The following is a 20,632-nucleotide window of genomic DNA, read 5'->3' as shown; positions in this document are numbered from 1 at the left end:
TTGCACTACATTGGTGCAATGACCACCGTGCTCCCGCCTCCCGCCCTCGACGCCCTCGGCACCCCGGTCGCATGGGCCGACGCCAGCGGCCGTGTGGTGGGCTGCAATCCCGCCTTTGCCCGCTGGCTGGGCGTGAGCGTGCGGCGCCTGCTGGGCCAGCCGCTGGCCTCGCTGGAGGCACAGGGCGATGCCCTGGCCCACTTCCTGGCCCGCGATGAGCGCGACACCCTGCGCCTGCACCGGCTGGCCCTGGCGCTGCCGGGCGATGCGCCCCGTTTTGCCGAGGGGTGGCTGAGCCGCTGGGACGAGGGCGGCTGGCTGCTGGAGGCGCATCCGGTCGATGAGTTCCCGGGGTTGGACCCCACCCAGGCGCTGCCCAGCGCACTCAGTGCCGCGCTCAAGGGCCTGGCGCACGAGCTGCGCAATCCGCTGGCCGGCTTGAAGGGCGCGGCCCAGCTGCTGGCGCGGCGCAACGCGCAGCGCGATCCGGACGAGCGTGAACTGATCGAGCTGATCGGCTCGGAGATCGAGCGCCTGAACGGCCTGCTCGAGCAACTGCTGTCGCCCGCGCCGGCCGCGCCGCACGCACCGCTCAATATCCATGCCTCGCTGGAGCGCGTGCTGCGGCTGGCCGAAAGCGAAGGTGGCTGGGCGGTCCGGATCCAGCGCGATTACGATCCCAGCATTCCCGAGTTCGATGGCGATGCCGACCGCCTCACCCAGGCCGTGTGGAACCTGGTCCGCAATGCGATCCAGGCCGGTGCGGGCACCGTCACCCTGCGCACGCGCGTGGAGCACGGCGTGCGGATCACCGATCAGCTGCACCCGCTGGCACTGCGGCTGGAAATCGCCGATGACGGCCGTGGCGTGCCCGAAGACCTGGCCGAGCACCTGTTCCTGCCGCTGGTCAGTGGTCGTGCCGAGGGCACCGGGCTGGGCCTGGCGCTGGCCCAGCAGGTCGCGCGCGAGCACCGCGGCACCCTGACCTACCGCTCGCGCCCGGGCCATACCGTATTCACCGTGCTGCTGCCGATCGGGCAGGGCACCCCCGCCGAGGACACCGCCGCCCATGGCTGACCAGGTCGATACCACCGCCCAGCGCGTCTGGGTGGTCGACGATGACCGCGCGGTGCGCTTCGTACTGTGCACCGCACTGCGTGAGGCCGGCTACCGCGTCGAAGGGTTCGACGGCGCGGCGGCCGCCTTGGCGATGCTGTCCGAGCAGCCGCCACCGGATCTGCTGTTCACCGATGTCCGCATGCCCGGCGATGACGGGCTGGTCCTGCTGGACAAGCTCAAGGCGGCGCATCCGCAGCTGCCGGTGATCGTGATGTCGGCCTATACCGATGTGGCAAGCACGGCCGGCGCCTTCCGCGGTGGTGCGCAGGAATTCCTGTCCAAGCCGTTCGATCTGGATGATGCGGTCGCGCTGGCGCAGCGGGTGCTGCCCGCGCCGGATGTCACCTTGGCCGAGCCGAGCGAGACCGCCAGCACGACGCCGCCCGATCAGCGCCCGCAGCTGGTCGGCGATACGCCTGCGATGCGCGCGCTGTTCCGCGCGATCGGACGCTTGGCGCAGGCACCGCTGTCGGTGCTGATCAATGGCGAGACCGGCACCGGCAAGGAGCTGGTCGCGCATGCGCTGCACCATGAGTCGCCGCGCGTGCAGGGCCCGTTCGTCGCACTCAATACCGCCGCCATTCCGTCCGAACTGCTGGAGAGCGAGTTGTTCGGCCATGAGGCGGGCGCGTTCACCGGTGCCCAGCGCCGCCACATCGGCCGTTTCGAACAGGCCAATGGCGGCACGCTGTTCCTGGATGAAATCGGTGACATGCCGTTGCCGCTGCAGACGCGACTGCTGCGCGTGCTGGCCGAGGGCGAGTTCTTCCGTGTCGGCGGGCGTGAGCTGATCCGCGTGGATGTGCGCGTGATCGCCGCGACCCACCAGGACCTGGAAACGCTGGTGGCGCAGGGTCGCTTCCGTGCCGACCTGCTGCACCGGCTGGATGTGGTGCGGCTGCGGTTGCCGCCGCTGCGCGAGCGTCGCGACGACATCGCGCAGCTGGCCGAGACCTTCCTCGCGGCCGCGGCACACAAGCTGGATACGCCGCCCAAGCGGCTCACTGCCGCCGCGCTGCAGGCGCTGCGCGAACACGATTGGCCCGGCAACGTACGGGAGCTGGAAAACGTGTGCTGGCGCATGGCCGCGCTTGCCGCCGCCGACAGCATTGGCGTGGCCGACGTGGACAGCGCGCTGCACCGCGGTGCCGGTGCGCCGCGCGCGCGCAGTGCCGGCGACCCGGGGCAGTGGGAGACCCTGCTCTCGGCGTGGGCGCGCCAGCGACTGGCTGAAGGTGCCGAAGGCCTGCACGCCCAGGTGCGTGACCGGGTCGACCAGGCCCTGCTCGAAGCCGCCCTGCAGATCACCCACGGCCGCCGTGCCGAGGCGGCCGCGCGGCTGGGCATGGGTCGAAACACGCTCACCCGCAAGCTCGGCGCCGGCCGCCGGCGCGGCGGATGAACCGCATGTCCACACCGCGTGTGCGCCATGTCCGGGCCGCTTTCATGGCCTGTGGACGAGCACACGGTTAGTTTGCAATCAAGGAGTCTTCCCATGCGCAGTTCCCATGTCGTCCTCGCTGCGGCGATCGCGGTCGGTCTGGCCGCCTGTGGCAGCACACCGCCGCCGCGTCCCGCCGCCCCCGTCGTGCCGGTGGTCAGCACCGCGCAGATGGCAGAGGCCAATCTGTCGCCCGCCTCGGCCAGCCTGGTCAGTGGGCGCCTTGCGCTGGTGCCCGATGCACGTGGCGTACACATCACCGGTGTCATCGGTGGCCTGCAGCCGCTGCAGGTGGCCGGGTTCCACGTGCATGAGCGCGGCGACTGCAGTGCGGTCGATGCCAGCAGCGCCGGTGCGCATTTCAATCCAGCCGGGCAGCCGCACGGCCGCAACAGTGCCGGCGCGCACCACGCCGGTGACATGGACAACCTGCGTGCCGATGCGCAGGGACGCGTCAACGTCGACATCCGCCTGCCAGCGGTTACCCTTGGCGGCGGCGCAGCCACCGATATCGCCGGGCGTGCACTGATCGTGCATGCCAATGCCGACGATTACCGCAGCCAGCCGGCCGGCAACGCCGGCGCCCGAATTGCCTGCGGCGTCATCCGGGTCGTGCGCTGATCGCGCCGTCCCACGACGCCGTTTCTTCCAACGCTACCCGCAAGGAGATCCACATGCGCCTGATCCACACCACGCTGTTCGCGGCCATCGCCGCGCTCGGCCTGACCGCCTGCAACAAGCCGGCCGACACCACCCCGGAAGCCACGCCGGCTGCCGAAGCCACCGCGTCCCAGCCGACGGCCGAAGCGACCCCCGAGGCACCGCCGGCGATGACCAGTGAGGCCCATGCCATCCACACTGCCAGTGCCGACCTTGCGCCGACCCAGGGCAATGACGTCAAAGGCAACGTGACCTTCAGCATCGTTGACGGCAAGGTTCATGTGAAAGGCCAGGTCAGCGGCCTGAAGCCGAACAGCGAGCACGGCTTCCACATCCATGAGAAGGGCGATTGCAGCGCGCCGGACGGTGCCAGCGCCGGTGGCCACTTCAATCCGGGCCAGGAAGACCATGGCAGCGTCGCCAGCGAACCGCATCACGGTGGCGACATGCCCAACATCAAGGCTGATGCCCAGGGCAACGCCGTGGTCGACGCCCCGGTCTCGACCAACGTCAACATCGGCAAGGGCGATGATTTCGACATCATTGGCCGCGGCCTGATCGTCCATGCCGACGCGGACGACTACAAGACCCAGCCGACCGGCAATGCCGGCGCACGCCTGGCCTGCGCGGTGATCAAAGCGGCCCCGTAATCCAGGCCGTGTTTGACGAAAAACGCCGGCGAACGCCGGCGTTTTTTTGAACGTTGGTAGAGCCACGCCATGCGTGGCTGCCATGAGCGATATCGATTTTCCCGAGGAGCCGGCCAGCGGCCGGCACTACCCTCAGCGGGCCAGCAGCTCGCGCGCGTCCTGCCCGGCTTCGCAATGTACGAACAGCACCGGCAGGCCATGCGCTTCCAGCACGGCGGCCATCTGCCGCTGGCGGATCAGGTACTGATCGTAGATGCCCTGCAGGCGATCGCAGTCGCCGGTGCCGTGGTTGTAGTACGCGCACCAGCCGGCGGGATCGAACAGCGCCATACGCACTTCGCCGTCAGCGTATCGAAGCAGCGGCTCCGGCGCGGCATCCAGCCACTCTTCCACGTGCGGTGCCATCAGTGCGGTTTCAATCAGCGGCCACAGAATCGCCAGGCCCTGGTTGTCGTACTGCATCGACATCATCGCGGCGAGATCATTCACCGTGAAATAGCGCGCGTGTTCGATCTGCGCGCCGAAGGCGTTCTGGGCCTGCAGCGCGGTATCGGCCTGCGCCATGCCCTGGGCCAGCAGCACGTCTTCCAGCGCCTCGGCCACGGCCTGGGTCTGGGCGACTTCAGTGCCCGTCAGCAGGAACGGGACGACCCGCAGGCCGCCGCCGGTGAGGCTGGCATCGGCCTGGAACGGCAGCGGTACATCGCCATCGGCGCCGGCACCAAAGGCCAGCACGCGCGGGCCCTGGTTGCGGCCCGGGGCGCGCATCTGCAGTTCTTCCAGGCGCCGGTGCACCGGCCAGCCCGGACGCAGGATTTCCGCCGGATCGAAGTGGGCGCCGGCGAACACGAAGTCCAGCCCGCTGACGCCGGGCACCAGCTTGGCCAGATCGCGGCCGACGCGTTCGGCCAGTTCACCAGCCTGTTCGGAGGACAGCGCGGCATGGCGCGGGGCGTCGCCGCCGGCCAGTTCCAATGCCAGTACGCCAATGGCATTCATGCCGTGGTCGGGTTTGCTCATGGTTTCACGGTTGGCCCATCACAGGGCGGCAGCTACACTTGGCCCCATTATGCCTGCTCCTTCGTGCAGGCCATGTTGCAGACACCCCTCCCATGCCAGGTATCTCCATGCCCAACGCCCGTCCCGTCGCCATCCTCGGCGGCGTCCGCATTCCGTTCTGTCGCCAGAACACGGCTTATTCGGACGTCGGCAATCTCGGTATGTCGGTGCGCACACTCGGTGCGCTGGTCGAGCGCTTCGGCCTGCACGGCCAGCAGCTGGGCGAAGTGGCGATGGGCGCGGTGATCAAGCACTCCAGCGACTGGAACCTGGGCCGCGAAGCAACGCTGTCCTCGGGCCTGTCCCCGTTGACTCCGGGCATCACCATGCAGCGCGCCTGCGGCACCTCGCTGGATACCATCATCGCAGTGGCCAACAAGATCGCGCTGGGCCAGATCGACTCGGGCATCGGCGGCGGCTCGGACACCACCTCCGATGTGCCGATCGTGTACGGCAAGAAGCTGCGTGCGCGCCTGCTGGCGGCCAACCGCGCCAAGAGCACCGGCGACAAGCTCAAGGCACTGACCCGCGGCTTCAAGCTGAGCGAACTCAAGCCCGAATTCCCCGGCGTGGCCGAGCCGCGCACCGGCAAGAGCATGGGCGACCACTGCGAAGACATGGCCAAGGAGTGGAACATCTCCCGCGACTCGCAGGATGAGTGGGCGGTGTCCTCGCACAAGAAGCTGGCCGCTGCCTACGAGCGCGGGTTCTTCAACGACCTGATCGCGCCGTTCCGCGGCGTGGAGCGCGACAACATCCTGCGCGCCGATACCTCGCTGGAAAAACTGGCCACGCTGAAGCCGGCCTTCGACAAGGTCTCCGGCCGCGGCACGCTGACCGCCGCCAACTCCACCCCGCTCACCGACGGCGCCTCGGCGGTGCTGCTGGCCAGCGAAGAGTGGGCGCGCGCGCATGGCCACGAGCCGCTGGCGTACCTGCGTGATTCGCAGGTGGCGGCCGTTGATTTCGTACACGGCGAAGGCCTGCTGATGGCGCCGACCATCGCGGTGCCGGAGATGCTCAAGCGCAATGGCCTGACCCTGCAGGATTTCGATCTCTACGAAATCCACGAGGCCTTCGCTGCACAGGTGCTGTGCACGTTGCGCGCGTGGGAAAGCGAAGACTACTGCCGCAACCGGCTGGGCCTGGAGGCGCCGCTGGGCAAGATCGATCCGGCCAAGATCAATCCGCTGGGCTCCTCGCTGGCCACCGGCCACCCGTTCGCCGCCACCGGCGCCCGCGTGATCGCCACGGCGGCCAAGCAGCTGGCCGAACGCGGCGGTGGCCGCGCGCTGGTCTCGATCTGCACCGCCGGCGGCATGGGCGTGGTGGCGATCGTCGAGCGCTGATCGTCCCGCTGCATGGAACGAAGAAGGCCGCCCAAGGGCGGCCTTCTTTTTTGTATCCGGCGGAGGTGTTGCACCATTGGGCTCTGGTCGTGCCGGCCGCTGGCCGGCTCCTCCATACCGTTTCGGGGAGCCTGCATGCTCGGGGAACCCTCATTTTCAGGGACCGCGCGTTGCCGGCCAGCGGCCGGCACTACCGGGAACCACGGCGCTGTTACGGCAGGCGCGGGTTGCCGAACTCGTCGCGTTCCACGTGCAGGCGATCTTCCTCCACGTGCATGCGGCCCTGCTCCACGTGCAGGCGATCGTGCACCGGCGCCGGTTCACCCATCAGCGATTGCTCTTCGACGGTGGCGCGCTCGGGCACGATCGGGTCCAGCGGCGTCGCGGTCGCGGCACGGGCCAGCGCCACGCTGTCATCGCCGCGCTGCTGGCGCAGCGCATTGGCGAAGCACTGCGAGGCCAGCGCGGTTTCGCCGCGTTCCAGGAACAGCTCGCCCAAGGCTTCCCACGCGGCCGGGCCGGCACCAGCGGCAATCGCGCGGTGCAGGTAATCCTCGGCCAGGGTGTGCTGGCGCTGGCGGGCGGCAATGCGGCCCAGCGCCAGCAGCAAGGCCGGGCTGGAGGGCTGGGTGGTCAACCAGCGCTGCAGGTTGGCCTGGCGCGTGGCCAGCTTCTCCACCGGCATCTGGCCGTAGAGCGTCACCACCGATTCGTCCCAGCGCGTGTCCAGCGCCTGCTCCAGGTTCAGCAGGGCCGGTTCGTCCCAGTCCAGGGCAACCGCCCGCAGGGCATAGGCCGAAACCACGTCCGGATCGCTGCGCAGGGCCTTCGGCGTGGCCTCCCACTGCGCGGCCAGTGCGTTGACATCACCGGCCTCCAGCAGCGACTGGGCCGCCAGGCGGATTTCCAGTTCGGCCACGGCGGTGTCCGGCAGCACCTTCTGCTTGCGCAGCGCGCCCAGCTGCCCGTACGCCTCATGCGCGCGATCGGCACGGGCCAGTGCCTCGGTGCGCAGCCACAGGCCGCGCGGCGGCAGCGGCTGGATCGCGGCGATGTCGAGCACGTTGATCGCATCCACCGGACGCTCCTGTGCCAGCAGACGTTCGGCCTGCAGCAGGGCATGGCTGGTGGCGTCTTCGGCGGCCAGGCGCTGCAGATACTGGTTGACCGCGGCGTCGTCGTCGCGCGCCTGCGCGCTGCGCACCGCAGTGACCAAGGCGACAGCACTCACTTCCTTGTCTTCGGCGGCGCTGGTCAACAGCTTTTCCGCACGCTGCCAGTGGCCCTGTTCATGGGCCTGCAGGCCCTCGGTCAGGCGCGCACGGCCCTGCTTGCGGCGGTAGCGGCCCCAGGCGCGGAACGGCGAGGCCAGCAGGCTCCACAGCAGCCACAGCACCAGCAGACCCACCAGCACCATCAGGGCGACCTGCGGCACGGTGGAGCGGTAGTCGGTACCGCCGTAGCGGTAGATCACTTCGCCGAACTGCCGCAGCTGTTCGGTGCCGAGCCACTGTGAGGCGATCACGCCCAGGGCGACGGCCAAGAGCAGGACCACCAGAGATTGAAAGGGCTTCATCGATTACCTCCCGTTACGCATCGAGCGCAGTTGCTGCAGGGTGCTGCCCAGTTCTGGCAGCGATGGACGCAGCTCGCAGGCGCGTAGTTGATGCAGTTCAGCACGTTGCTCGCGCAGAGCAGGTGAATCCGGCCACAGCCGCGGCAGCCACAGCGCCACGCGGTCCAGCGCCTGCACATAGCCGGGTTGATCGCCGCGCTCCACCGCGGCCCGCGCCAGGGTCAGTTCCAGCTGCAGCGAATCCCACGCGGCCACCCGCTCGGCCTCGGTCAACGGGCCCTGCAGGCGGGTGGGGGTGATGGTCACGAACGGTGCCAGCACCTGGTGCCACCAGGGGCTGCCAACGGCGGTATCGGCCGGGGCGTCGATCTGCTCGGGCAGCGCGGTCAGCGCCTGGGCGAACCGGCCCAGCCGTGCCTGGGTCTGCGCACGCACCCCGGGGCCCAGTGCATCCACGGCATTGCGCTCCTGCATCAGCGCCTGCCGCAGGTTCAGATACTCGCTGCCCTGCACATCGTCCAACGAGGCGGCCGCCAAGGCGTACAGGCGTTTGGCGCCGTCGGCGTCATCGGCATAGGCCAGCCGCTGGCCGGCCTGGCTCAGCAACAGCTCGGCCTCTTCCAGCTGCAGCGCCTGGGCACCGTGGCGGGTGCTGTCGGCCAACTTGGCCAGGTTTTCTTCGAGCAGGGCGTTGCGCTGGCTCAGGCCGAGCATTTCATCGCGCAGCACCCGGTTGGTCGCGGCGGCGTCCTGCACGCGCTGGGAGGTCGAGCGCTGATCGCGGCGCAGCGCCTCGACACTGTCCAGCAGGCCCTGCACCTGCAACTGGGCATTCTCCTCGCGTACACGCTCCTGCGCCTGTCGCGACTGCCACTGCGTCCAGCCCCAGGCACCGCCGCCGGCCAGCACGGCCAACGCCGTGACCGGCACGATCCAGCGCAGGGGGCGGCGCGGAGAGGAAGGCGAAACAGGGTCATTCATACGGGCATCCTTGTCGCGCGCGCCGGGCAATCCGCTTGGCTGGCGAGCGACGTGGCGCACAGCATCGCCCGCCGCCCGAGCCGCCTGCAAGACCGCTCCGGCGCCCTGTTCAGGAAGATGCGGGCGGGATGAGCGCGGCGTGTGCAGCGGCAACCAGCTGCGAAGGCAACGGGCCTGCCGCCAGCTGCACCTGCCCGAAGCCGACCGCGCGCGCCTGCGCGGCCAGCCGCTCGCTGGCGGCCACCACGAGGGCCTCGCGCAGGGGGGCCTGCAGATCGTCCGGCAACTGCGCCAGCAGCAGGGTCAGTGCCTCGCCACTGCTCAGTGCCAGCACCCACGGCGTGGCCGCGTGCCGCAGCCGCTGCAGCATGCGCGGCGCAAGGGGCAGCGCACGGCGGACATAGACGTTGGCCCGCAGCAGCCGGGCACCGCGTTGCTCCAGGGTCTGCGCGATCACCCCGCGCCCGCCGGGCGCGGTCACCAGGCCGGCGCGCAGGCCATGCAGATCCGCCAGGGCCGGCAACGCGAGCAGGCCCTCGCTGTCCATCCGCGCCGGCGCGGCGATGCCCTGTGCGCCCTGCCGGTCCAACGCCGCCGCCGTGCCGGCGCCCACCGCAAGCCACTGCCCCGGGTGGGGTGCGGCCAGGTCCACCAGGCGCGCGGCCGCCTTAACCGCCGCCGGGCTGCTGAAGACCACCCGCTCGGCTGCCAGCGCGGCCTCCAGCGCGGCGCGCGTGGCCGTATCAGCGCAGGCCTGCAGCGCCCACGGCGAGAGCGCGATGACGCGCGCCCCGGCGGCAGCGGCCGCACGCCGCAGCGGCGCATGCTGGCCACGCGGGCGCAGCGAGATCAGGGTCCAGGGCGCGACTTTCGTTTCGGTGTTCATTGCGGGCATTATGCGAGCCCTTCGATGTGACGTGATCAACCAGATGTCCGCAACCGATTCCCTGCCGGCGCAGTTGTCCGCGCTGCAGCATGTCCTGGATGCCATGCCGCCGGTGGCGGCCATGCAGATCCGTGTCCACGACTATCGCGACGGCGTCCTGCACATCCATGCCCCGCTGGCGGCCAACGTCAATGACAAGGGCAACGCCTTCGGTGGCAGCCTGGCCTCGGCCCTGACCCTGTCCGGCTGGGCCCTGGTGACGCTGCGGCTGCGCCTGGCCGGGTTCGATGCCGATGTCTACGTGGCCGACAGCCACATCCGCTACCTGGCGCCGGTCTACGGCGATCTGCATGCGCAGGCCCAGGCCGATGCGGAAACCGACTGGGACAGCTTCCTGGCCACCTTCGCCCAGCGCGGCAAGGCCCGCATCAGCCTCACCGCCCGGCAGCCGGGCGAGGGCGACAAGGCCGCCGCTGAACTGAGCGGCCGTTTCGTGGCCTTCGCCAGGCGGTAGGATGGGCGCCTTGCCTATTGGGGAATTCGCATGCGTCGTACGCTTCAGATCCTGCTGCTGGCATTGCTCGCGCTGACCAGCGTGAGTGCCCTGGCGGCCGAGCAGAAAACCACCCGGAAGCAGCGCAAGGATCTGGAGGAAACCCAGATCAAGTACGACGCCACGATGCGCTGGGGCACCGTTGAAGACGCGTTGCCGTACCTGGACCCGGAATACACCCGGGTCCACCCGCTGACCGATCTGGAACTGCGCCGCTTCGAGCAGGTGAAGATCTCCAGCTATCGCGCCAGCGACAACGTGCCCATGCCCGATGGCCGGGTGGGGCGCACCGCCGAGGTGCGGGTGATCAACAACAACACCCAGGCCGAGCGCACGGTGCGGGTGCGGGAGATCTGGCGCTGGGATGCCGAAGACAAGCGCTGGCTCCAGGCCAACGGGCTGCCCGACCTCTGGCAGGACCGCTGACGCCCGCCCACACGGGGCTGGACGCCGATTCGCCCGCATGTGCGACAATCGGCGCCCGCTTATCGACCCGTGATCTTAGTGAATTACGAAGAGTTGCTGGCCTTTGCCGGCCGAAACCCGATGTTGTCGATGGCCCTGGTCGGCCTGACCGTGGCCATCATCGTGACCGAAGTCCGCCGTCTGTTCCGTGGCTTCAAATCGCTCAAGCCGGCGGAACTGACCCAGCTGATGAACGCCGGTGGCGCCATCGTGGTCGATCTGTCCTCGAGCAGCGATTTTGAGAAGGGCCATATCGCCGGCAGCCGCAATGTGCAGCCGAGCCAGTTCGGTCCGGAGCACAAGCTGGTCGCCAAGGCCCAGCAGAGCCCGGTCGTTCTGGTCTGCCGCAGCGGCAACGCCTCCGAGACGGCCGCCAAGGCCTTGAAGAAGGCTGGTTTCACCCAGGTCAACGTGCTCGATGGCGGCATCCCGGCGTGGCAGCAGGCCGAGCTGCCGCTGGTCAAGGGCCGCAACTGATCCCCGTCGGATTGCAGCGCACGCCTTGTACGCGGCGCACAGCGCCCCCATCGCAGGGCATGTAACAATCCGTTTTTACAGCATTCATTTTTGGAGCAACAGGAAATGTCCGAAGAGAACACCAACGGCGCCGTCGCGCCGGTCGACGCCGCCACCGGTCCCTCGTTCACCGTCGAGAAGATCTACGTCAAGGACGTTTCGTTCGAATCGCCGAACGCTCCGGCCGTCTTCAATGACGCCGTGCAGCCGGAACTGCAGCTCAACCTGAACCAGCGCGTGCAGCGCCTGGGCGAGAGCGCCTTCGAAGTCGTGCTGGCCGTGACCCTGACCTGCAAGGCCGGCGAGAAGACCGCCTATGTGGCCGAAGTGCAGCAGGCCGGCGTGTTCGGCCTGGTGGGCCTGGACCCGCAGTCGATCGACGTGCTGCTCGGCACCCAGTGCCCGAACATCCTGTTCCCGTACGTGCGTTCGCTGGTGAGCGAGCTGATCCAGGCCGGTGGCTTCCCGCCGTTCTTCCTGCAGCCGATCAACTTCGAAGGCCTCTACGCCGAAACCCTGCGCCAGCGCCAGGAACAGGGCGAGACCTCGCTCGCCGATTCCGAGCCGGCCGGCAACGCCTGATCGGCGCTGCAGTCGTACGGATGAGCAAGCACGCAGACAAAATCGCGGTTCTCGGCGCCGGCTCCTGGGGCACGGCCCTGGCCAGCCTGCTCGCGCGGCACGGTCACCCGACCGTGCTGTGGGGGCGCGATGCGGCGATGGTCGAGGCCATCGACCAGCGCCACGAGAACACCCGTTATCTGCCGGGCATTCCGCTGCCCGAGTCGCTGCGCGCGACCACCGACCTGGCCGCTGCCGTCAAGGACGCCGCCTGGATCCTGGTGGTGGTGCCGTCGCACGCCTTCGGTGAAACCGTGCGTGCACTGGCGCCGCTGCGCCCGGCTGATGCCGGCGTGGCGTGGGCGACCAAGGGCTTCGAACCCGGCTCCGGTCGGTTCCTGCACGAAGTGGCGCGTGAGGTCCTCGGGCCGGACGTGCCGCTGGCGGTGGTGACCGGCCCGTCGTTCGCCAAGGAAGTCACCCAGGGCCTGCCGACCGCGATCACCGTCCACGGTGACGCGCCGGACTTCGCCCAGCAGGTGGCCGATGCCATGCACGGCCCGGCGTTCCGCGCCTACACCGGCGATGACATGGTCGGTGCCGAGCTCGGCGGCGCGATGAAGAACGTGCTGGCCGTGGCCACCGGCGTTGCCGATGGCATGCAGCTGGGCCTCAACGCCCGTGCCGGCCTGATCACCCGTGGCCTCAACGAAATGCTGCGGCTCGCCGCGGCGATCGGTGCCAAGCCGGAAACCCTGATGGGGCTGGCCGGCCTGGGCGATCTGGTGCTGACCTGCACCGGCGACCTCTCGCGCAACCGTCGGCTGGGCCTGGCCCTGGGCCGTGGGCAGACGCTGCAGGATGCGGTGCGCGAGATCGGCCAGGTGGTGGAATCGGTGCAGACCGCCGATGAAGTGATGCGCCAGGCGCGGCGTCATGGCATCGACCTGCCCATCTCCGACGGGGTGCGCGCCGTGCTGCACGGTGAGCAGACCCCCGAAGAAGGATTGCGTGCGTTGTTGGCACGCGAGCAGAAGCCGGAGTATCCGGACACGCTGTTCAAGTGAGGCACCCAAAACCCCGGCAGATGCCGGGGTTTTTTTTGGGTCTTCGTCCATTCTTTTGAGGCGCGACGGCGGATGGGTCGGGCGCTGGGCCACGCCAGAACGAAACAACCCGGCACGTGGCCGGGTTGTTTCGTGGCGTACCGACGAGGGTGTGGCCATGCCAACCGCAAAAAACCGCGACGGCCGTGCAGGTAGAGCCGACCGTTGGTCGCCTGCTGTAAAAGTGAAGCCCGGCGTGAGCCGGGCTTCATGGCGCAGGGGAGAGAGACCGCGCCATCCAACAACGTACCGCGGTATTGCGTATCGCGTATTACCAGGTGAAGCGCGGACCGACGAACCATTCCTTGTCGCCGCCCTTGGCCAGCTTCACTTCGCCGGCCAGGCCCCAGTTCTGGTTGAGCTTGGCCTGGGCGCCGACGCGGCCGTAGAACTCGCCGTCCGGATTGATGCCGTGCTTCTTGCTGTAATCCTCGTAACCGGCCATTACGTAGCCTTCGAAGTTCGGGGTGAACGCGCTGCGCACGCCAACTTCGGTGGAGTAGCCGTTGAAGTCCGGGCCGTGCTTCGGGTCGAACTTCTGGTAAGCAACGCGGGCGACCAGATCGGTGGTCGGGGCGATGCCGTAGTTGTAGCCCACACCGACGCGCCACTGGTCGACGTCGTTGCTGCCGCGCTTGGTTTCCTGCGCGTTGTAGTCACCGAAGACATGGAAGTTCGGCGCCACGGCGACCGAGCCCTTCACCGCCCAACCATCGGCGTCGCCGCCCTTGGCATCGGTGTTCACGTAGCCGCCTTCGACATAGTTGTACGACAGGCCGTCGGTTGCCGACGCAGCGAACGGCAGTGCAGCGAGCAGACCCAGAGCAAGCAGGGAAGTCTTCATTTTCGGGAACACCTTTTTATTTTTTGGTTTTGTCCGCCAGCAGAGGGAGGGGAAACGCTGCTGGCGACAGGTGTGAATTATCCGTTAGTCACCCGAATTAGCCCTGAATATCAAACTGAGCAGTACATAAATGAAGCGGCAACATCGGGAACTCTTCGTTCGCTATCTGCTACGCACGCGCACTCCGTCTCATGCGTAACGCGCGCACACGACAGGACACCATCGCGATGACGTGCATCGCATGGGTATCGAAGAAAAAAGAACGCGCGTCCGCAGGCGGACCGGGATCAGCGTTCGCCGTCGCGCAGGTAGTCGAACAGCTCGGCGTCGCCCTTCAGCCCGAGCTTCAACATCGCATCGCCTTTCTGGCGGCTGATGGTGCTGACGCTCTTGTGCAGATGGAGGGCGATCTCCTTGACCGTCATGCCGCTGCCAAGCAGCCGCAGCACTTCCACTTCGCGTGGCGACAAGGGACGGGCTCCGCCTTCCTCGACACTCTCCGTGCCGATTGCGTCAATGCGTTCCTTCAGCGACAGGCTGACGTAGGGCACGCCGCGCTGCACGGTCTGGATCGCCAGCGGCAGCTCATCCATCGAGGAGGTCTTGTCGACCAGGCCAAGCACGCCGGTAGCGACCACCATGCGCAGGATCGCCAGGTTGTTGGACACGCTGAGCATCAGCACCGGCAGCTCGGGAAAACGCCGGCGGATCATGGCGATCATCGCGAAGCCATCGGCCTGCGCGCCGCCGGGCATGGAGTAATCGGTGACCAGAACATCGCACTCGTGGTCGCCCAGTACGGTCATCAGCTCGGCCACGGTACTGGCCTCGGCCACCACCTGGCCAACGCCGCTGGACTCGATCACGGCCTTCGTGCCGATCCGTACGACCGGATGGTCATCGGCAATGATAATGCGCAGGGTCATGGACTAGTATTGCCTGTGAGGCAGCCGTCGGGCCGTGCCGGGATGGGGATGTCATTCTACGGAGGTCAGGCAGCATGCGTACCCACGTCATTCGCTGGCTGGTTCTGTTCGTGCTCGCGATGGCGACGGGCATGCAGGTATACGCGGCTGCGTCGCCTCCCTTGCCCCCCCACCAGAGCGAGTGGCTTGGCAGGCACCCTACCATCATCCTGGGCATGTACGACAGCGGTTGGCCGCCGTTCGAGTCCATGCAGAACGGCAAGCCGGTCGGCCTCGGCTACGACTACCTCAGCCTGCTGACCCGGCAGCTGGGGGTGCAGGTGCAGGTGCGGATGTATCGCGACTGGACCGAGGTCCTGGAGGCGGCATGCCGGGGCGAAGTCGATGTGGTGATGAACATCACGCTCACCGCCGATCGCACGCGCTGCATGGTCTACACCCGCCCATACGCCCAGGCGCCGCTGGCGCTGGTGGGCCGCCCCGGCGAAACCCGGGCATCGTCTGATCCTGACCTGCGCGGCCTGCGCGTGGTCACCGAGCGTGAGTTCGTCACCAGCGACGAAGTACGCTCGCGCTTTCCCGGCGCCCGGCGCGTGACTGCGGCCAGCACCACCGCCGCATTGGCCATGGTCGGCAGCGGCGAGGCCGACGTCTACATCGGCAACGCGTATGTGGCCACGACCCTGATCGCCGAGCGACGGCTGACCGATGTCAGCCTGCTGCGCCCCAGCGACCTGCCACCGGAGCGGCTGCATTTCGGTGTGCCCAACGCCAAGCAGCCCTTGGCTGAAGCGCTGGACATGGGCCTGGCCGCGCTCGCCGAGACCGAGCGCGAGCGCCTGGAACGGCGCTGGCTCCCGACGCCGCGATGGTCGGTGCAGTCGCAGGTGATCCTGGGCAATGCGGAGAGGCGTGTCCTGGCCACCCCCCTGCGCCTGGCCTTCGCGCCGAACGCGGCACCGCTGGCCTTCATCGACAGTGCCGACCGGCCCAGCGGTGTCTCGGCCGAGTACCTGCGCCTGCTGCGCACGGTAGGGGCGCAGCTCACGCGGGTGCCGGCGCACGACTGGTTCGATGTGCGCGAGCAGCTGCGCCGCGGCGAGGTCGACGCGATCATGGGCATCCCCAACGATTCGAACTACCTGGGCGACGGCTGGGTGTTCAGCCAGCCCTTCATCACCGTTCCCAACGTCGTGGTGACGGCCAGTGGCAGTGCGTCGGTGCTGGGCGTGCCCGATCTGGATGGCCGCAGCATCCTGCTGTCCGATCCGGAACGGTTGCGCGGGTATGTCCTGCAGCAGGCCCCCAATGCGCGCATCGTGCCCGCGCGCAGCGCCGAACTGGCGCTGTCACGGCTGGCCAAGGGAGACGCCGATGCGTACATCGGCAACCTGGCCGTCATCGATCGCATCGTGCGTGATCACTATCCCGCGCAGCTGCACGTGGCAGCGCCGGCGGGATTCAGCGATCGCCTGTCGTTGGCGGTCAAGCGCCAGTACGCACCCCTGGCCACCACGTTCGACCGCCTGCTGGTGAACATGAGCGCGCGCGAGCACGAAGCGATCCGCAGCGACTGGTTGTCGGCCGAGTACCGCAGCGATCTGGACTGGCGCGCGACCGCGCGCTGGGCGGTGCCGCTGGCCCTGGTGCTGCTGACCGCACTGCTCGTCCATGGGTGGGGGCACTGGCGCCTGCGCAGTGAGGTAGCGATGCGCCGCCGTGCCGAGCAGCGCCTGGCCGACGTCACCGACAATCTGCCGGCGATCGTGTACCAGGGCCGTCGCGAACGGGATGGCCGGCTGTCGCTGCCGTACATCGCCGGTGACACCGAAGCGCTGTTCGGGCTCACCGCGGCCGAGGCGATGGCCGATGAAAGCGCGCTGATCGCGCGCATCGACGAGCGTGATCGCGCCAATGTGCGCCAGGCCCTGGAAAGCGCCACGCGGGACTTCGCCCCGGTGGACATAGAATTCCGCACCCGCCCAGGGGGCATGCTGCGTTGGGTGCGTTCGCGCGCGCTGCCCTACGACGCCGAGGACGGGGTGCTGCTGTGGAGCGGCTACTGGATCGATGTGACCGAGGCGCGCGCACAGGCCGACGCGCTGGCGCTGGCCAAGGCGGCCGCCGAGCGCGCCACCGCCGCCAAATCCGAATTCCTGGCCACGATGAGCCACGAGATCCGCACACCGATGTCCGGCGTGCTGGGCATGGTGGAGGTGCTCTCGCACACCTCGCTGGATGGCGAACAGCGCCGCATCATCAGCGTGATCGAGGACTCGGCGCAGATGCTGCGGCAGATCCTCGATGACCTGCTGGACTACTCCAAGATCGAGGCCGGCGCGCTGTCCCTGCAACCGCATCCGGTCGCCCTGCGCGCATTGCTTGGCAACGTGCAGCAGCTGCTTGCCCCGCAGGCGGTGGCCAAGGGGCTGGAGCTGCAGATCCAGATCGACGACGCGCTCGCGGCCATGCACCTGGTCGACGGCATGCGCCTGCGGCAGATCGCATTCAACCTGCTCAGCAATGCCATCAAGTTCACGCGCGCCGGCGAGGTCGGCATCGCGCTGGAGGTGCTCGACGGTGATGCCCACGGCGCGCAGCGGCTGCGCCTGACCGTTTGCGATACAGGCATCGGCATCTCGCCCGAGCAGCGCGAACGGCTGTTCGCGCCGTTCGTACAGGCCGACGCGGCGACCAGCCGCCAGTACGGTGGCACAGGGCTGGGGCTGAGCATCTGCCAGCGCCTGGTGGCGATGATGCATGGCACGCTGACGCTGCACAGCGTCCCCGGCGAGGGCACGCGCGTGGAGGTGCTGCTGGCCGTACCGGTGGTGCCGGTGGACGAACAGCCCGGCGCCGCCGAAGAACACACGCAGGCGGTGCCGTTGCCGGCCGCATTGCAGCAGCGGCGCATCCTGATCGTGGAGGACCATCCCACCAACCAGGCGCTGATGGGGTGGCGCATGCAACAGCTGGGCCTGCCACACGTGCTGGCCGAGAACGGCGAACAGGCACTGGCGCTGCTGGCGCGCACCCGTTTCGACCTGGTGCTGACCGACTGCCGGATGCCGGTCATGGACGGCTATGCCATGACCCGCCGCATCCGCGAGCAGGAGCGTGACCGCGGCGGTGCCCGGCTGCCGGTGATCGCGCTGACCGCCAGCGCGATGGAGGACGATCTGCAGCGCTGCCGCGAGGCCGGCATGGACGATCTGCTGGCCAAGCCGGTCGCACTGGGCGCCTTGCGCCAGGCACTGCTGCAGTGGCTGCCGGACGGGGACGGCCCCTTGTCCGGCGCGGAGCAGGCACCGGGTGCGGATGACGCGCCGCCGGACCGGGCCGCGCTGGTGCGCCGGTTTGGTTCGGAGCACGTGGCCGGCGTGCTGATCGAGAGCTTGTGCACGGCCTCGGCCGAGGATCTGGTGAAGCTGCAGGCAGCCCTGGATGCGCAGGCCGGGCCCGCACTGGTGAATGTGCTGCACCGGCTGGTGGGGGGCTGGCAACACTGGGCGCCGACGCGCTGGCGCTGCAGGCGCGCAGCCTGATGGAACGCGTCGACGACGAAGGCGTGGCGGCGCACGCCGAGGCGGTCAGCGCATTCGATGCGGCGTTGCGGGCTTATCTGGTGCAGCTGCAGGCGTCCTGACCGGCGCCTGCCGGTCATCGCTGCTGCTGCAGATACTCGATCACCTGCCGCCGGCGCTCCGGGTCAGCGGTGGAGTTGACCATGCGCGTACCCGGCACCGCCTGCGTGGGCGAGCGCAGGAACGCATCGAGGGTCTGTTCGTTCCAGGTCAGCCCTGCATCGCGCATCGCGTTGGAATACGGATAGCCGGCGACACTGCCGGCACGCCGGCCGATCACGCCATGCAGGTTCGGGCCGAACCGATGCACGCCACCCGGGCTGACGGTGTGGCAGCCGGCACAGATCGCAAAGGCGCGCTGCAGGTCCTGCTGATGGGCCTGCTCCGGCGTCTGCGGGGTGCGCGAACACGCCGCCAGCAGCAGGCAGGCCAGTAACGCCAACGTCGATCGGAAAGCAGGGGCCACGGCGCCACGGTCACGTCCAACAGGACGCTCAGGATAGCCAGCGCGGCGGTGCCTGCCGCGCCTGATGGCCTGCGACCGGTGGTCGCAGGCCATGCCGATCACATGCCCGAGTAGTTCGGGCCGCCGCCGCCCTGGGGGGTCACCCACACGATGTTCTGGGTCGGGTCCTTGATGTCGCAGGTCTTGCAGTGCACGCAGTTCTGCGCGTTGATCTGCAGCTGTTCGTGCCCATCGCTGCCGACGAACTCGTACACGCCGGCCGGGCAGTAGCGCGCTTCCGGACCGGCGTACTCGGCCAGGTTGATCCGCACTGGCACGCTGGCGTCCTTGAGGGTCAGGTGGCTGGGCTGGTCTTCGGCGTGGTTGGTGCTGCTCAGGAACACCGAGCTGAGCCGATCGAAGGTGAGCACGCCATCCGGCTTGGGATAGTTGATCTTCGCATGCTTGGAGGCCGGCTCCAGGCAGGCGTGGTCCGGGGTGCTGTGGCGCAGCGTCCACGGCGGATTGCGGATGCCCAGCTTGGGCAGCAGCCACTGCTCGATGCCGGTCATCAACGTGGCCACGGTCTGGCCCTTCTTGAACCACTGCTTGAAGTTCTTGGCCTGCTGCAGTTCGGCATGCAGCCAGCTGGTCTCGAACGCCTGCGGATAGGCGCTCAATTCATCGTGCTGGCGATCGGCCACCAGCGCATCGAAGGCGGCATCGGCGGCGAGCATGCCGGTCTTGATCGCGGCATGGCTGCCCTTGATCCGGCTGACGTTGAGATAGCCGGCCTCGCAGCCGACCAGCGCGCCACCGGGGAACACCGTCCTGGGCAGCGACATCAGCCCACCGGCGGTGATCGCGCGCGCACCGTAGCCGATGCGCTTGCCCCCTTCCAGGTGCTTGCGGATGTCCGGGTGTGTCTTGAAGCGCTGGAACTCTTCGAACGGGCTCAGCCACGGGTTCTTGTAATCCAGGCCGACCACATAACCGATCGAGACCTTGCCGCCCTCGGCGTGATACAGGAACGCGCCGCCGTAGGTGTCGTTGTCCAGCGGCCAGCCGGCCGCGTGCACCACCAGGCCCGGCTCATGCTTGGCCGGATCGATCTGCCACAGCTCCTTGATGCCGATGCCATAGGCCTGCGGATCCTTGCCGGCATCGAGCTGGAAGCGTGCGATCAACTGGCGGCCGAGATGGCCGCGCGAGCCTTCGGCGAAGATCGTGTACTTGGCGTGCAGCGCCATGCCGCGCTCGAACGCGGGGCCGGGCTGACCGTTCTTCTCGATGCCCATGTCGCCGGTGGCCACGCCGATCACCGCACCGTCCTCGCTGTACAGCACCTCCGCCGCGGGGAAGCCGGGGAAGATCGCCACTTCCAGCGCCTCGGCCTGCTGCGCCAGCCAGCGGGTGACCTCGCCGAGGCTGACGATGTAGTTGCCTTCGTTGTGGAAGCACTCCGGCAGCAGCGCGTTGGGCGTGCTGCGCGAGCCGGCTTCACTGAGGAACAGGAATTCGTCGCGGGTGACCTTCTGCTTCAGCGGTGCGCCGCGCTCGGCCCAGTCCGGGAACAGTTCGCTCAGTGCCCGCGGATCCATCACCGCACCGGAGAGGATGTGCGCACCGGGTTCAGAGCCTTTCTCCAGGATGCACACCGACAGCTCGCGGCCGGCTTCGATGGCGCGCTGGCGCAGCCGGATCGCCGTGGCCAGGCCAGCGGGACCGCCACCGACGATCACCACATCGAATTCCATCACTTCACGCGGGGGCAGGACGTTGATTTCTTCGCTCATGGGGCTGCGTAACTCGTGGGTAGTGCCGCGGGTTGAACGGCGGCGGTTGCCTGGGAATCGCGCGTGTCACACCACGGCGAAACGGTGGATCATTGCGCCAGAGTACCGGCACGGC

19 protein-coding genes are annotated in these 20,632 nt (G+C 68.5%); 11 read left to right on the top strand and 8 right to left on the bottom strand.

The features are described from left to right. The first annotated feature begins 18 nt into the window (after nucleotides 1-18). The 4 genes from POS15_RS17105 (at nucleotide 19) to POS15_RS17090 (ending at nucleotide 3,870) form a co-directional block, all read left to right on the top strand. Complete coding sequence (locus POS15_RS17105; RefSeq protein ID WP_019184902.1) at nucleotides 19-1,077, top strand: ATP-binding protein; 1,059 nt, start codon at nucleotides 19-21, stop codon at nucleotides 1,075-1,077. Continuing rightward, nucleotides 1,070-2,521 carry a nitrogen regulation protein NR(I) gene (gene ntrC / locus POS15_RS17100; protein ID WP_046273864.1) on the top strand — a complete coding sequence of 484 codons (1,452 nt, stop codon included), beginning with the start codon at nucleotides 1,070-1,072 and terminating at the stop codon, nucleotides 2,519-2,521. Before POS15_RS17105 ends, ntrC begins: the two co-directional genes overlap by 8 nt. A 93-nt stretch (nucleotides 2,522-2,614) precedes the next feature. Beyond that, nucleotides 2,615-3,181 carry a superoxide dismutase family protein gene (locus tag POS15_RS17095; protein ID WP_019184901.1) on the top strand — a complete coding sequence of 189 codons (567 nt, stop codon included), beginning with the start codon at nucleotides 2,615-2,617 and terminating at the stop codon, nucleotides 3,179-3,181. A 53-nt stretch (nucleotides 3,182-3,234) separates the two neighbouring features. Then, a complete protein-coding gene (locus tag POS15_RS17090) occupies nucleotides 3,235-3,870 on the top strand; it encodes a superoxide dismutase family protein (RefSeq protein ID WP_019184900.1) in 636 nt (211 codons plus the stop codon). Between the two features lie 132 nt (nucleotides 3,871-4,002). Here the strand turns inward: POS15_RS17090 and POS15_RS17085 are convergent, their stop codons facing one another. Next, a complete protein-coding gene (locus tag POS15_RS17085; RefSeq protein ID WP_019184899.1) occupies nucleotides 4,003-4,890 on the bottom strand; it encodes a hypothetical protein in 888 nt (295 codons plus the stop codon). Nucleotides 4,891-4,982: 92 nt separating this feature from the next. Here POS15_RS17085 and POS15_RS17080 point away from each other — a divergent pair, with 92 nt between their 5' ends. After that, the gene (locus POS15_RS17080) at nucleotides 4,983-6,278 is read left to right on the top strand and encodes an acetyl-CoA C-acetyltransferase (RefSeq protein WP_026070059.1); all 1,296 of its coding nucleotides are present in this window, start codon (nucleotides 4,983-4,985) and stop codon (nucleotides 6,276-6,278) included. A gap of 211 nt (nucleotides 6,279-6,489) precedes the next feature. On the opposite strand, the gene POS15_RS17075 is transcribed toward POS15_RS17080, so the two are convergent. The 3 genes from POS15_RS17075 to POS15_RS17065 all read right to left on the bottom strand — a co-directional run bounded on the left by POS15_RS17075 (nucleotide 6,490) and on the right by POS15_RS17065 (nucleotide 9,721). Beyond that, a complete protein-coding gene (locus tag POS15_RS17075; RefSeq protein WP_019184897.1) occupies nucleotides 6,490-7,854 on the bottom strand; it encodes a heme biosynthesis HemY N-terminal domain-containing protein in 1,365 nt (454 codons plus the stop codon). Between the two features lie 3 nt (nucleotides 7,855-7,857). Then, nucleotides 7,858-8,835, bottom strand: a complete 978-nt coding sequence (locus POS15_RS17070; RefSeq protein WP_070472010.1) for a uroporphyrinogen-III C-methyltransferase — start codon at nucleotides 8,833-8,835, stop codon at nucleotides 7,858-7,860. 109 nt (nucleotides 8,836-8,944) lie between these two features. Beyond that, on the bottom strand, nucleotides 8,945-9,721 hold the full coding sequence (locus POS15_RS17065) for a uroporphyrinogen-III synthase (RefSeq protein ID WP_284128550.1): 777 nt from the start codon (nucleotides 9,719-9,721) through the stop codon (nucleotides 8,945-8,947). Between the two features lie 43 nt (nucleotides 9,722-9,764). On the opposite strand from POS15_RS17065, the gene POS15_RS17060 reads away from it, so the two are divergent. The 5 genes from POS15_RS17060 to POS15_RS17040 all read left to right on the top strand — a co-directional run bounded on the left by POS15_RS17060 (nucleotide 9,765) and on the right by POS15_RS17040 (nucleotide 12,883). Then, nucleotides 9,765-10,235, top strand: coding sequence for a YiiD C-terminal domain-containing protein (locus POS15_RS17060; RefSeq protein ID WP_026070058.1), 471 nt, complete (start codon nucleotides 9,765-9,767; stop codon nucleotides 10,233-10,235). A gap of 30 nt (nucleotides 10,236-10,265) precedes the next feature. Next, nucleotides 10,266-10,700, top strand: a complete 435-nt coding sequence (locus tag POS15_RS17055) for a hypothetical protein (protein ID WP_019184893.1) — start codon at nucleotides 10,266-10,268, stop codon at nucleotides 10,698-10,700. Between the two features lie 78 nt (nucleotides 10,701-10,778). Next, complete coding sequence (locus POS15_RS17050) at nucleotides 10,779-11,216, top strand: rhodanese-like domain-containing protein (RefSeq protein ID WP_019184892.1); 438 nt, start codon at nucleotides 10,779-10,781, stop codon at nucleotides 11,214-11,216. A 105-nt stretch (nucleotides 11,217-11,321) separates the two neighbouring features. Beyond that, nucleotides 11,322-11,837: a protein-export chaperone SecB gene (gene secB / locus POS15_RS17045; RefSeq protein ID WP_019184891.1), complete on the top strand. Its 516-nt coding sequence runs from the start codon at nucleotides 11,322-11,324 to the stop codon at nucleotides 11,835-11,837. 20 nt (nucleotides 11,838-11,857) lie between these two features. After that, entirely contained in the window at nucleotides 11,858-12,883 is a 1,026-nt protein-coding gene (locus POS15_RS17040) for an NAD(P)H-dependent glycerol-3-phosphate dehydrogenase (RefSeq protein ID WP_284128549.1), read from the top strand. Nucleotides 12,884-13,193: 310 nt separating this feature from the next. On the opposite strand, the gene POS15_RS17035 is transcribed toward POS15_RS17040, so the two are convergent. Both POS15_RS17035 and POS15_RS17030 read right to left on the bottom strand, forming a co-directional pair. Continuing rightward, a complete protein-coding gene (locus POS15_RS17035) occupies nucleotides 13,194-13,766 on the bottom strand; it encodes an Ax21 family protein (protein WP_019184889.1) in 573 nt (190 codons plus the stop codon). Nucleotides 13,767-14,053: 287 nt separating this feature from the next. Then, nucleotides 14,054-14,692 (bottom strand): response regulator transcription factor, encoded by a 639-nt coding sequence (locus tag POS15_RS17030; RefSeq protein ID WP_019184888.1) that lies wholly within the window; start codon nucleotides 14,690-14,692, stop codon nucleotides 14,054-14,056. 74 nt (nucleotides 14,693-14,766) lie between these two features. On the opposite strand from POS15_RS17030, the gene POS15_RS17025 reads away from it, so the two are divergent. Then, nucleotides 14,767-18,237, top strand: coding sequence for a transporter substrate-binding domain-containing protein (locus tag POS15_RS17025; protein ID WP_284128548.1), 3,471 nt, complete (start codon nucleotides 14,767-14,769; stop codon nucleotides 18,235-18,237). Between the two features lie 115 nt (nucleotides 18,238-18,352). Here the strand turns inward: POS15_RS17025 and POS15_RS17020 are convergent, their stop codons facing one another. Both POS15_RS17020 and POS15_RS17015 read right to left on the bottom strand, forming a co-directional pair. Further along, nucleotides 18,353-18,718, bottom strand: a complete 366-nt coding sequence (locus POS15_RS17020) for a c-type cytochrome (RefSeq protein WP_237740331.1) — start codon at nucleotides 18,716-18,718, stop codon at nucleotides 18,353-18,355. 122 nt (nucleotides 18,719-18,840) lie between these two features. Further along, complete coding sequence (locus tag POS15_RS17015) at nucleotides 18,841-20,517, bottom strand: electron transfer flavoprotein-ubiquinone oxidoreductase (protein ID WP_019184885.1); 1,677 nt, start codon at nucleotides 20,515-20,517, stop codon at nucleotides 18,841-18,843. Between the last annotated feature and the right edge of the window lie 115 nt (nucleotides 20,518-20,632).

Source organism: Stenotrophomonas sp. BIO128-Bstrain (genome assembly GCF_030128875.1).
GTDB lineage: Bacteria > Pseudomonadota > Gammaproteobacteria > Xanthomonadales > Xanthomonadaceae > Stenotrophomonas > Stenotrophomonas bentonitica_A.
This window is presented reverse-complemented; position numbering and strand designations above follow the sequence as displayed.